Raw genomic sequence first — 13,407 nt, 5'->3', positions numbered from 1 at the left:
GCTACTTGAGCAGGGCGAGGGTGAAGTCGCCGCCCTGGGGGTGGTACGCGTGGTCGATCACCCAGCGGTCCGTGAGCGCGGCGGCGAAGCGGGCCAGGACGGACGGGTCGGCGTAGAGCTCGTCGTCGGCCTTGGCCGCCTCGGGGCGCAGCGCGCTGAGGAACGTGACGGCGGCCGCGCGGCGGGAAATGTCGTACGCCTGTTCTAAAATCTGGAGGTAGTAAAGGGGGTCGTCCGGGTCCTTGAACTGGAAGATGCCGCTCGCGAAGACGTAGTCGTAGCTGCCCCCCGGAGCCTGGCCGGCGGGGAGCGCGGCGACGTGCGGGGCGCCGCGGGCCGTTGCCAGTTCGACCATGCGGGGGTCCAGGTCGACGCCGGTGTACGAGAGGGGGAGGTCCATGGCGCGCAGGTGGAAGTAGAGGTCGGCGGGGCCGCAGCCCCAGTCGAGGACCGAGCCTCCGCGGTAGCCGGACGCGCGGGTCAGGGCCTCGAAGCGGATGCGCTGCAGCTCCTCGCTGCCCCAGCCGGCGATGCGCCACGACGGGCCGTCCAGCGCGGCGTGGAACGCGAGGATCGCCTCCGTTCGTGACGTCATACGGCAGCCTCGGTCCAGGCGCGGGCCAGGATCTCGTCGGCCAGGGTCTCGTCGGGCAGGGTCTCGTCGGGCAGGGTTTCGTCGGGCAGGGCCTGGGCGAGGGCCGGCCTGCCCGCCGCCTGGATGCCGGTGATCAGGACCATCGCCGGGGAGTCGCCGGGCATCGTCACCGGGCCAGGCGGGTGCGGATCAGCAGGGCGTCCAGCGCCTCGGCCGCCGACGGGGACGCGGGCAGCTTCGAGGCGTCCCGGGCCGACTCCAGCTCGGCCGTCAGGCGCTGCACGTCCGCGGCCAGGACCTCCGGGGCGACCAGTGACGGGGGCAGGCGGTCGTGCTCGCCGGCCTTCTTGGCCTCGATGAGGTCGGGGACGTACTGCAGGGTGTTCAGCACGCGCAGGTCCGCCTGGACCTCGCCCGTGCGCATCAGGTGGATGCCGGTGTGCAGGACGCGCAGGGTGTACAGCGCCGGCTTCAGCTCGCCCGTCTTCTGGAACAGCTGCCACTGGCCCGCGGCGAAGCCCAGGTAGTGGCGGGCGTGCTCCGGGGTCAGGCAGAACGGTGCCAGCGACTTGAGCTCCTCGTGCAGCGCGGACGTCCGGATGACCAGCGGGGAGAGCAGCTGCTCCAGGACGTAGCCGTTCGGGCGCAGGAGCAGGCGGATGAACTTCGCCAGCTCCTGGCTGACGACGTCGAGCTCCATGCCCTCGCGCTCGCCGCCGATCTCGACCGTCTCCGGGCCGGTCTGCAGGCCGACCACCTCGTTGAGCGGCAGCACGTGGCAGGCGCGCAGGTCCAGGTCCGAGTCGACCGAGGCGAAGCCGTACAGGTGGGCGCCGCTGACCGTGGCGAAGACCAGCGGGTACGGGTGTTCGTCGGCCACCTCGCCGGCCCACGGCGGGATGTCGGGCAGGCTCGGCAGCGGGCGCGTCAGGAACGCGGGGCCGGCCGGCGGGGGCGCGGCGCGCAGCGCGACCAGGAACGCGTCGACGGCGGCCCGGTCGGGCTCGGCCGGCAGCGTGGTCGAGGACTCGGCCGCGGCCAGGTCGGCCTCGAGGTCGGCGGCCAGGGCGGTGAACTGCTCCCAGGTCAGCTCGCCGCGGCGGATCGCGAGGAACTCGTGGCGGTGGGCGGAGACGTCGACCAGGACCTCGCCGGTGCGCAGGACGTGGGCGCCGGCGCGCAGCAGGCGGGCCATGTGCATCGCCTGCTTCCAGCGGACCTCGCCCGTCTTCGCGCGGGTCGACGTCAGCCTCGACAGTTGGTCGCGGGCGTAGTCGCCGTACGTGCGGGCGGCGCGGACCGACAGGAACGCCGGGCGCAGGTCCAGCAGGGCCCGGCCGGCCTCCGTGACGTGCTCGACCAGCGGCGAGGACAGGCACTCCCACACGGTCGGGTTGGCGGCCAGCGCGAGGGTGCAGGCGCGCTCGACCTCCCACGAGAACTGCTCCGGCAGCGGGCCCTCGACGTGCGTCGGCGGCTTGTCCAGGCGCCAGTACGCGGGCGTCGGCGCCTGGAACACGCCGCGCCGGTCGGTGTCGGAGCTGGGGCCGTCCAGGCCGTAGGCGCGGGAGCCGACGATCGCCGAGTAGATCGTGTGCTTCGCCACGATGGTCAAGTCCTGCACAGTTGGTAGGGTAGGCACGCCGGCAATACCCGCGTGGGAGAGATCGCCGCCCGGATCGGGCGGTGGCGCCGAAGGGGCAACTCCTCCCCGGAACCTCTCAGGCAAAAGGACCTCGTCGGGTTGGCACCTCTGGAGTCTGCGACAGAGGGGGAGGAACGCACCGTTCGCCCCTGTCCCGCGACCAGAGAGTATGGCTATGACTGGTTTCGCTGCGCGGCACATCGGACCGTCCGCCGATGAACAGGCCCGCATGCTCAAGACCGTCGGGTACGAGTCGGTCGAGGAGCTCATGACCGCCGCGATCCCCGGCTCGATCCGCTGGCACCAGCCCCTCGACCTGCCGCTCGCGGCGTCCGAGGCGGAGGTCCTGGCCGAGCTGCGAGCCCTCGCGTCGGCCAACCGGCCGCTCGTGTCGATGATCGGGCTCGGGTACTACGGTACTCACACGCCGCCGGTGATCCTGCGCAACGTCCTCGAGGACCCGTCGTGGTACACGGCCTACACGCCGTACCAGCCGGAGATCAGCCAGGGGCGGCTCGAGGCGCTGCTGAACTTCCAGACCGTCGTGGCCGACCTCACCGGGCTGCCGGTCGCCGGGGCGTCGCTGCTGGACGAGGCCACCGCCGCGGCCGAGGCGATGACCCTCGCGCGCCGCTCGTCCAAGGTGAAATCCGACGTGTACGTCGTGGACGCCGACACGCTGCCGCAGACCCTCGCCGTGATCCGGACCCGGGCCGAGCCGCTCGGCATCGAGGTGCGTGTCGCCGACGTGACCGTGGAGGAGCTCCCGGCCGAGTTCTTCGGGCTGCACCTGCAGTACCCCGGGGCGTCCGGCGTGGTCCGCGACCACGAGGCCCTCGTCGCGCAGGCCCACGAGCGGGGCGCGATCGTCACCGTCGCCGCCGACCTGCTCGCCCTGTGCTTGCTGCGCGAGCCCGGCGCGATCGGCGCCGACGTCGCCGTCGGCAGCGCCCAGCGCTTCGGCGTGCCGATGGGCTTCGGCGGCCCGCACGCCGGCTACATCTCGGTCCGCCAGGGCCTCGAGCGGACCCTGCCCGGCCGGCTCGTCGGCGTGTCCAAGGACGCCGGCGGCGCCCCGGCCCTCCGGCTCGCGCTGCAGACCCGCGAGCAGCACATCCGCCGCGAGAAGGCGACCAGCAACATCTGCACCGCGCAGGTGCTGCTCGCCGTGACCGCGAGCATGTACGCGGTGTACCACGGCCCCGACGGGCTGCGCGAGATCGCCGCCCGCACCCACGACATGGCGGCCCGGCTCGCCGCCGGCCTGCGCTCCGGCGGGGTCACCACCGAGCACCTCGCGTTCTTCGACACCGTCACCGCCGTCGTGCCCGGCCAGGCCGGCCAGGTCGTCGAGGCGGCCGCCGCCCGCGGCATCAACCTGCGCCGCATCGACGCCGACCGGGTCGGCATCGCCTGCGACGAGACCACGACGTTCGGCCACCTGCGCGACGTGCTCGCCGCGTTCGGGCTGTCCCACGTCGACGTGACCGCGCTCGACACCACCGACGCCGTGCCGGGCGGGCTGCGCCGCGCGTCGGCGTACCTGACCCACCCGGTGTTCTCCAGCCACCGTTCCGAAACGGCGATGCTGCGGTACCTCCGGAAGCTCTCCGACAAGGACTACGCGCTCGACCGCGGCATGATCCCGCTGGGCTCCTGCACGATGAAGCTCAACGCGACCACCGAGATGGAGCCGATCACCTGGCCCGAGTTCGCGAACATGCACCCGTTCGCGCCGGCGTCGCAGACCCAGGGGTACCGGCGGCTGATCGGCGACCTCGAGCGCTGGCTGGCCGAGGTGACCGGCTACGACGCCGTGAGCCTGCAGCCCAACGCCGGATCGCAGGGCGAGCTCGCCGGCCTGCTCGCCATCCGGGCGTACCACCGGGACCGCGGCGACACCGAGCGCGACATGTGCCTGATCCCGTCCAGCGCCCACGGCACCAACGCGGCCAGCGCCGTCATGGCCGGCATGCGCGTCGCCGTCGTCGCCTGTGACGAGCTCGGCAACGTCGACCTCGCCGACCTCGAGAAGAAGATCGAGCAGCACCGCGACCGGCTCGCCGCGATCATGGTGACGTACCCGTCGACGCACGGGGTGTACGAAACCGGGATCTCCGATCTTTGTGCCAAGGTCCACGAGGCCGGCGGGCAGGTCTACGTCGACGGCGCCAACCTCAACGCGCTGCTCGGCTACGCCAAGCCGGGCCAGTTCGGCGCCGACGTGTCGCACCTCAACCTGCACAAGACCTTCTGCATCCCGCACGGCGGCGGCGGTCCCGGCGTCGGGCCGGTCGCGGTGCGGGCGCACCTGGCGAAGTTCCTGCCGTCGCACCCGTTCCTGGCCGCCGACGCGCCGGTCGGGCCGGTGTCGGCCGCGCCGTTCGGCTCGGCGGGGATCCTGCCGATCCCGTGGGCGTACCTGCGGCTGATGGGCCCGGACGGGCTGAGCAAGGCGACGGCGACCGCGGTGCTGGCGGCCAACTACGTCGCGGCGCGGCTGCGCGAGCACTACCCGGTGCTGTACAGCGGCGCCGAGCACCTCGTGGCCCACGAGTGCATCCTCGACCTGCGCGGGATCACCAAGGCCAGCGGCGTGAGCGTCGCCGACGTGGCGAAGCGGCTGATCGACTACGGGTTCCACGCCCCGACGATGTCGTTCCCGGTCTCCGGCACGCTCATGGTCGAGCCGACCGAGAGCGAGGACCTGGGGGAGCTGGACCGCTTCTGCGACGCGATGATCGCGATCAAGGCGGAGATCGACCGGGTCGTGGCGGGAGAGTGGCCCGCGGGCGACAACCCGCTCGCGAACGCGCCGCACACCGCGGCGGTGGTCACGGCCGACGAGTGGGCGCACGCCTACCCGCGCTCGCTTGCCGCGTACCCGAGCCCGTCGGCCCGCGAGGCGAAGTACTGGCCGCCGGTGCGCCGCATCGACGACAGCTTCGGGGACCGCAACCTGGTCTGCGCGTGCCCGCCGGCCTCTGCTTACGAAGAGTGACGGCGGGATGACTACTGAAAGTTACGCTACGCGGCGGTGACGAGGGTGTGAGGAGCCGGACCACGGTGCGGCTCAATCACACTGCAATCGGGCAGAAGCTCCCCGGTGTCCTCAAAAACGATCACACCGTTGCATAGAAGGCTCCAGCCCTGCTCCGGGTGGCTCGCCGTGATCTTGGCGGCCTCCCGGTCGGAGTCGGCGGCGGAGGGGCAGGCTGGCAGGTGCTGGCAGAGCATCGGGGGTCTCCGATTGAGAGATTCAGTTGGGTCTGTGTGGTTGTTCACATGACCAGTGATGCACGCTACTACGGCCAACGACACTATTCCGAACATGTGACGGCACAACTTGGGGATAATCCACCCTTCGTATGAGCACATTAGGTCCGGTCGTCGGGTACGGGCCCGGGACTGTGGATCTTCATCCTCCCGGGCTACCGGAGCCATGTCGCACACGAGTTTGGGAGCGCTCCCGGTTCGAATGGTACGCCGCGGACGGCGGAGACCCACTTCGATTACTGGGTGAGTTCGCGGCGACACATGGTGTACCGGTGCAGGACATCTCGGGGTCACCGAGCGTTACCAACTCGTCAACGTGTGGCATCGCGGTCCTCCTGTCGCCACCCTCCGTGACCCCCTCGCCCTCACCCGGGGTGCCCGATCTGGTGGCCGTCGCCTACTCCCACGGCGGCTCCGGCTCACCCGTCGAGGCCGGTCGCCCCGGAACTGTCGGATTGTGGACACCGAGCTGGTCGCCCGCCGAGCACGCCGCCGCGGTCGACGCGGTACGCGCGGCCATCGCCCGCGGGGACGTCTATGTGGTGAACCTGGTCGGCCACGCCAGCGCCCCATTCGCGGGTGACCCGGCCCCGGCGCTCGCCCGGGTCGCGGCGCTGCCCGGCGCCCGGTACGGCGGCGTCCTGCGCGGCGCCGATTGGTGGGTCGCGACCGCCTCGCCCGAGACGCTCGTGTCGGTCGCCGCCGGCCGGGCCGTGACGCGCCCGATCAAGGGCACCCGGCCCGCGACCGCGGCGGGCCGGGCCGACCTGCTCGGCTCGGCGAAGGAGCGCGCCGAGCACGTGATGATCGTCGACCTGGAGCGCAACGACCTCGGCCGGGTCGCCGCGGTCGGCTCCGTGCGGGTCGAGGAGCTCTTCGCCCTGCGGCGGTGGTCCGGCCTGTGGCAGGCGGAGTCGACGGTCTCGGCCCGGCTCGCGCCCGGGGTCGGCCTCGCGGAGCTGCTCGGCGCCATCTGGCCCGGGGGCTCGGTGACCGGCGCGCCGAAGCTCGCGGCGATCGACGTGGCCTCGCGGCTCGAGCCCGTGGGGCGCGGCCCGAGCATGGGGGCGATCGGGTGGATCGGGCACGGGCGGGACGGGCGGCTGGAGATCGACCTCGGGCTGACCATCCGGACCGTGGCCGTTGCGGGCGGGCGGGTTCATGCGTGGGCGGGCGGGGGGATCGTGTGGGACAGCGATCCGGCGGCGGAGGTTGCGGAGGCGGCGGCGAAGACCGCCCCGATCAAGGCCGCCCTGCGCGGCGTCTAGCTCCGCCCGCCGCACCCGGCCGCTCTTCGGCGACGTGCACCCCGCGCGTCGGCACCGTGGCGGCGCATGGCTCGGCGGCGGGTGGCGTGCGTCAGCACTCGGCGGCACACCGCCTGGCGCGTCCGCGAGGGGCGCGTCCGCGAGGGGCGCGTCCGCGAGGGGCGCATCCGCGAGGGGCGCATCCGCGAGGGGCGCATCCGCGGAGAGTCGCGATCGCTGAGCCGGCGGCGCTGAAGCGCAACCGGCGGGGGGAGCGAAGTGAGCTAGTCGCGGCGGAGCATGATTTCGAAGGCGCGCTGGGAAGGCTCCGGGGCGGCGTGGAACGACGCGAACAGCGTGCACGACAGCGGTGCGTCTGGCGTGGTGACGCGATGGGCCGTCACGTGCGGAGAGTCCCAGTGCACGCGCGGCAGGTTCTGGCTCGGGCCGAAGCAGGCGTCCAGCTCCGCGCGGCTCAGCGCCGGCTCGGCGAAGCGGATCTCGACCGACGCCAGGCCCGCGCGCTCGTTCATGAACAGCTGCAGCCAGGCCGTGCCGGGCGGGCTCGGCTGGACGAACAGGCGGCCGAGGTCGTCCTGGGTCGGGGCCGGCAGGCCGAGCAGCGCGGCGACCTCGGCGGCGTGCTCCGTCGTCACGCCGCAGATGCGCCGGGCCCACGTCCACAGCAGGTCGGTGGTGACCGGGCGGGCGACCAGGTCCAGCAGGTGGCTGGGGACCGGCGGGCGGCGCCACGACGCGGGCCAGTCGTCGAGGTCGGCGAGCTCGGCGCCGTCCACCATCAAGGTGTACAGCGGCTCGGCCGGGAAGTCGTTGACCCGCACGGTGAGCTTCCGGCCGTCTACCTCGGCGTGGTACGGGAACTCGCCGTCGCCGGAGTGCTCCCACGCGATGGGAAGGTCGGTCAGGTCGGTCATGACTGTCCTCAAGAACGGCAAAGCAAACCCGATATACGGCAAAGCAGACTCCGACAGCGTAGGCGGTGTCTGCAAACCCACAGTTGAGGGCCGTCACAGTCACCCCCCAAGACCGCCCCTTACCGATAGCGTCAACGTTGCTATGCGCCGCTACCTCATCTGGAGCGTCGGGCTCCTTGCGTACGTTGTCGCCGTCTTCCATCGATCGTCCCTCGGCGTAGCCGGGGTCGCCGCCGCCGAGCGTCTCGGCGTGGGGACCGCCCTGCTGTCGATGCTTTCCGTGGCGCAGCTGGCCGTGTACGCCGGCATGCAGATCCCGGTGGGCGTGCTCCTCGACCGGTTGGGGTCGCGCCGGCTGCTCGCCGCGGGCGGGGTTCTCATGCTCGCCGGGCAGCTCATCTTCGCCTTCGCGGGCGACATCGGCACGGCGATCGCGGCGCGGGTGCTCATCGGCGTCGGTGACGCGATGACGTTCATCAGCGTGCTGCGCATCGTCGCGCTGTGGTTCCCGCCCCGGCGTAACCCGCTCATGGTGCAGCTGACGGGCATGGTGGGGCAGCTGGGTGCGCTCGCTTCGGCGGTACCGCTGGTGCTCCTGCTGCGCCACGCCGGCTGGACGGCGACGTTCCTCGGCGCGGCCGGCCTGGGTGCCGCGGCGGTCGTGCTGGTGCTGACCTCGATCCGCGACCGCCCGGCATCCGAGACGCCGGAGAAGTCGGAAACTCGCGAGCTGGGGCTCAAGAACTCGTGGGCGCACCCCGGCACCCGGCTCGGCCTGTGGACGCACTTCGTGACGCAGTTCTCCGGGTCGGTGTTCGCGCTGCTGTGGGGGTACCCCTTCCTGACCCAGGGCGAAGGACTGGCGCCGGACACCGCGGCGCTGCTGCTGTCCGTGCTCACCATCGGCGCCCTGGTCATGGGGCCGGTCATCGGGCACTTCTGCGGGCGGCTGCCGTACCACCGCTCGACCCTCGTCCTGGCCATCGTCGGCGCGTCCGCGGCGGCGTGGACCCTCGTGCTGCTGTGGCCGGGGCGCGCGCCGCTGTGGCTGCTGGCCGGGCTCGTCGTCGTGCTGACCGTCAACGGCCCCGGCTCGATGATCGGCTTCGACTACGCCCGCTCGTTCAACCCGGCCGACCGCATCGGCGGTGCGACCGGGATCGTGAACGTGGGCGGGTTCGTGGCGTCGATCCTGCTGATCGTCGCCGTGGGCGTCCTGCTCGACCTGCAGACGGCGCCGGGGGCCGACCACCCGTCGCTGGGCGCGTTCCGGTGGGCGTTCGCCGTGCAGTACATCCTCTGGGGCGTCGGCGCGGCGCAGGTGTACCGCTACCGGCGCACCACCCGCCGCCGCGTCGCCGCCGAGGAGCTACGCCTCGCCGTCGCCTAGCGTGCGCCACAGAAACTCGAAGGCCAGGGCCCATTTGTACGCCAGCTGGGCATTGTCGGCCGCGCCGCCGTGGCCGCCCTCGATGTTCTCGTAGTACGTGACGTTCTGGCCGTGCTCGCGCAGCCGGGCCACCATCTTGCGGGCGTGGCCGGGGTGGACGCGGTCGTCGCGGGTCGAGGTCGTGATGAGCGTCGGCGGGTACGGCACCCCGGCGCGCACGTTCTGGTACGGCGAGAACAGCGACAGGTACGCCCAGTCGTCCGGGTCGTCGGGGTCGCCGTACTCGGCCATCCACGACGCGCCGGCCAGCAGCAGGTGGTAGCGGCGCATGTCCAGCAGCGGCACCGCGCACACGATCGCGCCGAACAGCTCCGGGTACCGCGTCAGCATCACGCCCATGAGCAGCCCGCCGTTGGAGCCGCCCTCGATGCCGAGCCGCTCGCGGGTGGTGATGCCGCGCGCGACCAGGTCGGCGGCGACGGCGGCGAAGTCCTCGTAGGCGCGGGGGCGGTTCTCCCGCAGCGCCGAGCGGTGCCACGCCGGGCCGTACTCGCCGCCGCCGCGGATGTTGGCCACGACGTAGGTGCCGCCGCGGGCGAGCCAGCCGCGGCCGATGATCGGGTTGTACGACGGGACGCGCGAGACCTCGAAGCCGCCGTACCCGGACAGCAGCGTCGGGGCGGGCCCGGCGTCGGGGCGGCCGACGACGAAGTACGGGACCTGCGTGCCGTCGGCCGACGTGGCGAAGAACTGGCGGGTGGTGACGCCGTCGGCCGGGAAGTACGCCGGGCCCTGCTTGAGGGTCTGCGGCGCGTCGCCGCCGAGGACGCCGTGGCGCAGCGTCGGCGGGAGGGTGAAGCCGCTGGACAGCAGCAGGTACTGCTCGTCGGCGTCCGGGTTGGTGTCCCACACGTCGGTCTGGCCCAGCTCGCTGCCGAGGACCGTCTTGTGCCACTCGCCGTCGCGGTACCGCAGCAGCTCCAGCCGGCTCTGCACGTCGGCCAGCAGGACCAGGATCAGCCCGGTCCGCGTCCAGTCGGCGTAGCTCAGCGACGTGTGCGGGTCGGGGGTGAACAGCACCGTGAGGTCCCGGCCGCCGGCGATGAAGTCGTCGAGCCGGGTGACGAGCAGCAACCCGGCCGGGTGCGTGACGTCGCCGACGGTCCAGTCGGTGCGCACCCGCACGAGCAGCCACTCGCGGTGCACGTCGACGCCGGCGTCGTCCGGCACGTCGATGCGGGTGAGGGTGCCGCCGGCGTAGAGGTACCGCTCGGAGTGGAAGAAGTCGGTGGAGCGGCGGATGATGGCGCGCTCGCCGTCGGCGCTCGGGTCGCTGCTGGCCCGCGCCGACACGTCGTCCGGGGAGGCCTCGAAGATGACCGGCGCGTCGGCGACCGCCTGGCCGCGGGTCCACACGCGGACCTGGCGAGGGTAGCCGGAGGACGTCATCGAGCCGGGGCCCGTATCCGTACCGACGAAGACCCGATCGGCGTCGATCCAGCTGACGTCGCTCTTGGCCTCGGGCAGCGTGAAGCCGTCCGCGACGAACTCCAGCGCGTCGAGGTCGAACTCGCGCACCACCGCGGCGTCGGCGCCGCCGCGCGACAGCGAGAGCAGGCAGCGCCGCTCGCCGGCGAGCGGGCCGGTGCGCAGGAAGGTCACGCCCTGCCACACCCAGTTCTCGCCCTCGGCGGCGGCGAGCGCGTCGAGGTCCAGGACCGTCTCCCAGGCCGGTTCGGCGCCACGGTAGGACTCGAGGGTGGTGCGCCGCCACAGGCCCCGCGGGTGCGTGCCGTCCTTCCACAGGTTGTACACCCGCCGCCCGTGCCACGCGATCATCGGGATGCGGTCGTCGGCGTCGAGCACCGCCCGGATGCCGTCGTACATCTCGGTGAAGCGATCATTGCCGGTCAGCGCCGCCGTCGTCTCGGCGTTGCGCTCGCGGACCCAGGACAGTGCCCGCTCGCCCTCGACGTCCTCGAGCCACAGGTACGCATCGTCGCGAATGATCGTTTCCGTCATCCGATCAGTCTGACCGACCCGCGGCCGGTTCGACCACACGTTCTCGGTGCCGTTGGCGCGCCGCGAAGTCCGCGGCCGGCACGGCCTTGTCCCAGAGCCAGCCCTGCGCCAGCGGTACCCCCAGTGCCGCCAGCACGTCCCGCTGGGCGGTCGTCTCCACGCCCTCGGCCACGACCGCCAGGTTAAGCGCGCTGCTCATGGCCACGACGGCCCGCACGATCTCCTCGTCCTCCGGGCTGGTGCCGAGCCCGCCGACGAACGAGCGGTCGATCTTCACGCCGGTGACGGGATGGCGGCGCAGGTACCCCAGGGCCGAGAACCCGGTGCCGAAGTCGTCGACGGAAATACGCACGCCGAGCTCGCGCAGGCGCCGCAGCAGCCGCTCGGTCAGCTCGCTGCCCTCGACCATCACCGACTCGGTGATCTCCAGCACGAGGTTGCCGGCCGGCAGGTGCGCCTGCTCGAGGATCGCGGCGACCCGGTCGGCGAACGCGGCGTCGCCGAGCTGGCGCGGCGAGACGTTCACCGACATCCAGAAGTCCTCGCCGACCGTGCCGTCGGCGCGCCAGCGGGCCGCCTGCTGCACAGACTCGCGCAGCACCCAGGCGCCGAGCGCGGAGATGAGGTTGGCGTCCTCGGCGACGGCGATGAACATGTTCGGCCCGATCCAGCCGCGCACCGGGTGCTCCCAGCGCACCAGCGCCTCGGCGCCGACGGTCCGCTCGCCGAGCCCGTCGGTGAGGTCGACGATCGGCTGGTACGCGATCGACAGCTGCTCCTGCGCGACCGCCGCCCGCAGCGCCACCTCGATCTCCACCCGCTCGCGGACCGCGTCGCGCATCGAGGCGTCGAAGACCGTCCAGCGGTTTCGGCCCTGTTCCTTCGCGCGGTACATCGCGGTGTCGGCGTCGCGCATCAGCGCCTCGGCGGTCCCGTGCCGCTCGGCCCGCACGATGCCCATCGAGGCGCCGACGACGACCTCCGCCTCGGTCCCGTCCGGCCCGGTGAGGCGCAGCGGCCGCTCGACGCACTCCATGATCCGCCGGGCGTCGGCCATCGCCGCCGGCTCGGCGCAGCGCTGCACGACCACGAACTCGTCCCCGCCGACCCGCGCCACGGTCGCCGCGGCCGGCAGCGCGTGGCGCAGCCGGGCACCGACCTCGGCGATGAGCCGGTCGCCGGCCGGGTGCCCCCACGAGTCGTTCACGAGCTTGAACCCGTCGAGGTCGAGGTAGAACATCCACACGTCGCCGGGCCCGGCGCCGGTCAGCAGCCGGTCGACCATGATGCCGAGCAGCCGCCGGTTCGGCAGCCCGGTGAGCGGGTCGTGGGTCGCCTGGTGCTCGAACCGCCGCTGCGCCGCGGCGTGGCTCTGCACCGCGTCGGAGGCCCGCACGAGCAGCAGCGCGACGATCGCCGCCCCGCCGACGCCGAGGATCCACCGCGACAGTGGCGTGGGGTGGGCGAGCACGACCGTGAGCACGAACGGCACCGCGACCGCCGGCCCGATGACCAGCATCCGGGCCGGCGACCAGGCCTGGATCGGCAGCGGCGTGGCCTGCCCGAGCGCCTTCGCGGTCGGGTGCAGCGCGGCCGCGCCGCCGAGCGCGAACCCGGCCAGGAACGGCAGCGCCATGAGCCGCGGCCCGTTGACGTCGCCGTGGCGGCCGATGACGGCGTACCCCAGGTCACCCGCGAACAGCAGCAGCATCATCGACCCGAGCAGCACGAACGCGGGCTCGCGGACGGCCGTCGTGAACGCCAGGTTCACCCCGAGCAGCACGATGACGACGTCGAGCAGCGGGTACAGCCCGGCGAGGACGCTCACCAGCAGCGGCCGTCCGGGTATGCCGACGGCCGGCAGCACGAAGAGCAGAGCGGAGGCGATCGCCGCGCCGAGGCACACGATGAGCCCGTCGAGCAGCGCGTGCCGGTTGATGCCCCAGCGGTTCAGGAACGTGACCATGGCGGCGATGAAGAACCCGAACCCGCACACGGAGAAGGCGTCGCCGAGCTGGGCCAGCGGGTACGGCTGGTCCTGCAGCAGCGCCCGCACGACGACCCCGACGAGGAAGAACAGCGCCGCGGCGGTGAACATCCGCCAGGGCCGGCGCGGCCGCGCGTCGTGCAGCCGCGGCCCGAACGCCCACGCGAGCACGGACAGCCCGCCGACGAGCGGAAACGCCAGCCCCGGCACGATGTCGAACGCCCACAGCGCGGTGGCGGCACCCCCGATGACGAGCACCCCGATCCACAGCGCGCGCCGCATGCCCCTCGCATCGGCGCCGTTCCGGACG

10 protein-coding genes, 1 pseudogene and 1 riboswitch are annotated in these 13,407 nt (G+C 72.8%); of the genes and pseudogenes, 3 read left to right on the top strand and 8 right to left on the bottom strand.

Going from position 1 to position 13,407, the window contains the following annotated elements; all coding sequences use genetic code 11:
- Nucleotide 1: 1 nt before the first annotated feature.
- From ACQEVU_RS32745 to ACQEVU_RS32730, 4 genes and pseudogenes are all read right to left on the bottom strand, one after another.
- On the bottom strand, nucleotides 2-595 hold the full coding sequence (locus ACQEVU_RS32745) for a class I SAM-dependent methyltransferase (RefSeq protein ID WP_433330387.1): 594 nt from the start codon (nucleotides 593-595) through the stop codon (nucleotides 2-4).
- On the bottom strand, nucleotides 592-765 hold the full coding sequence (locus ACQEVU_RS32740; RefSeq protein ID WP_433330385.1) for a hypothetical protein: 174 nt from the start codon (nucleotides 763-765) through the stop codon (nucleotides 592-594). The genes ACQEVU_RS32745 and ACQEVU_RS32740 overlap by 4 nt, the downstream gene beginning before the upstream one ends.
- Entirely contained in the window at nucleotides 762-1,505 is a 744-nt protein-coding gene (locus ACQEVU_RS32735; protein ID WP_433335170.1) for a nucleotidyltransferase domain-containing protein, read from the bottom strand. The genes ACQEVU_RS32740 and ACQEVU_RS32735 overlap by 4 nt, the downstream gene beginning before the upstream one ends.
- Before the next feature lie 51 nt (nucleotides 1,506-1,556).
- Nucleotides 1,557-2,210 (bottom strand): annotated as a pseudogene (locus ACQEVU_RS32730) (nucleotidyltransferase domain-containing protein); the annotation flags it as partial.
- A gap of 33 nt (nucleotides 2,211-2,243) precedes the next feature.
- A riboswitch (glycine riboswitch) is annotated at nucleotides 2,244-2,342 on the top strand.
- A 67-nt stretch (nucleotides 2,343-2,409) separates the two neighbouring features.
- Between ACQEVU_RS32730 and gcvP the strand changes: the two are divergent.
- Nucleotides 2,410-5,241 carry an aminomethyl-transferring glycine dehydrogenase gene (gcvP, locus tag ACQEVU_RS32725; protein WP_433330383.1) on the top strand — a complete coding sequence of 944 codons (2,832 nt, stop codon included), beginning with the start codon at nucleotides 2,410-2,412 and terminating at the stop codon, nucleotides 5,239-5,241.
- Nucleotides 5,242-5,267: 26 nt separating this feature from the next.
- On the opposite strand, the gene ACQEVU_RS32720 is transcribed toward gcvP, so the two are convergent.
- Complete coding sequence (locus tag ACQEVU_RS32720) at nucleotides 5,268-5,477, bottom strand: DUF5999 family protein (RefSeq protein ID WP_433330381.1); 210 nt, start codon at nucleotides 5,475-5,477, stop codon at nucleotides 5,268-5,270.
- Nucleotides 5,478-5,608: 131 nt separating this feature from the next.
- On the opposite strand from ACQEVU_RS32720, the gene ACQEVU_RS32715 reads away from it, so the two are divergent.
- On the top strand, nucleotides 5,609-6,784 hold the full coding sequence (locus tag ACQEVU_RS32715) for a chorismate-binding protein (protein ID WP_433330379.1): 1,176 nt from the start codon (nucleotides 5,609-5,611) through the stop codon (nucleotides 6,782-6,784).
- Nucleotides 6,785-7,047: 263 nt separating this feature from the next.
- Here the strand turns inward: ACQEVU_RS32715 and ACQEVU_RS32710 are convergent, their stop codons facing one another.
- A complete protein-coding gene (locus ACQEVU_RS32710; protein WP_433330377.1) occupies nucleotides 7,048-7,698 on the bottom strand; it encodes a hypothetical protein in 651 nt (216 codons plus the stop codon).
- A 142-nt stretch (nucleotides 7,699-7,840) separates the two neighbouring features.
- Here ACQEVU_RS32710 and ACQEVU_RS32705 point away from each other — a divergent pair, with 142 nt between their 5' ends.
- Nucleotides 7,841-9,088 carry an MFS transporter gene (locus ACQEVU_RS32705; protein WP_433330375.1) on the top strand — a complete coding sequence of 416 codons (1,248 nt, stop codon included), beginning with the start codon at nucleotides 7,841-7,843 and terminating at the stop codon, nucleotides 9,086-9,088.
- Here ACQEVU_RS32705 and ACQEVU_RS32700 read toward each other — a convergent pair.
- Together ACQEVU_RS32700 and ACQEVU_RS32695 are read right to left on the bottom strand one after the other, a co-directional pair.
- On the bottom strand, nucleotides 9,068-11,110 hold the full coding sequence (locus tag ACQEVU_RS32700; protein ID WP_433330373.1) for a prolyl oligopeptidase family serine peptidase: 2,043 nt from the start codon (nucleotides 11,108-11,110) through the stop codon (nucleotides 9,068-9,070). The genes ACQEVU_RS32705 and ACQEVU_RS32700 overlap by 21 nt on opposite strands.
- Nucleotides 11,111-11,114: 4 nt before the next feature.
- Nucleotides 11,115-13,379: a putative bifunctional diguanylate cyclase/phosphodiesterase gene (locus tag ACQEVU_RS32695; protein WP_433330371.1), complete on the bottom strand. Its 2,265-nt coding sequence runs from the start codon at nucleotides 13,377-13,379 to the stop codon at nucleotides 11,115-11,117.
- Nucleotides 13,380-13,407: the final 28 nt, after the last annotated feature.

The sequence above is a fragment of the Dactylosporangium sp. CA-139066 genome, from assembly GCF_050936175.1.
In the GTDB taxonomy this organism is placed as follows: domain Bacteria; phylum Actinomycetota; class Actinomycetes; order Mycobacteriales; family Micromonosporaceae; genus Dactylosporangium.
The sequence above is the reverse complement of the archived record's forward strand: the minus strand, read 5'-3'. Positions and strand labels throughout refer to the sequence as shown.

Coding starts and splice junctions, on each gene's coding strand:
- ACQEVU_RS32745 (WP_433330387.1), bottom strand. CDS start 595: ATGACGTCACGAACGGAGGCGATCCTCGCGTTCCACGCCGCGCTGGAC.
- ACQEVU_RS32710 (WP_433330377.1), bottom strand. CDS start 7,698: ATGACCGACCTGACCGACCTTCCCATCGCGTGGGAGCACTCCGGCGAC.
- ACQEVU_RS32715 (WP_433330379.1), top strand. CDS start 5,609: ATGAGCACATTAGGTCCGGTCGTCGGGTACGGGCCCGGGACTGTGGAT.
- ACQEVU_RS32695 (WP_433330371.1), bottom strand. CDS start 13,379: ATGCGGCGCGCGCTGTGGATCGGGGTGCTCGTCATCGGGGGTGCCGCC.
- gcvP (WP_433330383.1), top strand. CDS start 2,410: ATGGCTATGACTGGTTTCGCTGCGCGGCACATCGGACCGTCCGCCGAT.
- ACQEVU_RS32705 (WP_433330375.1), top strand. CDS start 7,841: ATGCGCCGCTACCTCATCTGGAGCGTCGGGCTCCTTGCGTACGTTGTC.
- ACQEVU_RS32700 (WP_433330373.1), bottom strand. CDS start 11,110: ATGACGGAAACGATCATTCGCGACGATGCGTACCTGTGGCTCGAGGAC.
- ACQEVU_RS32720 (WP_433330381.1), bottom strand. CDS start 5,477: ATGCTCTGCCAGCACCTGCCAGCCTGCCCCTCCGCCGCCGACTCCGAC.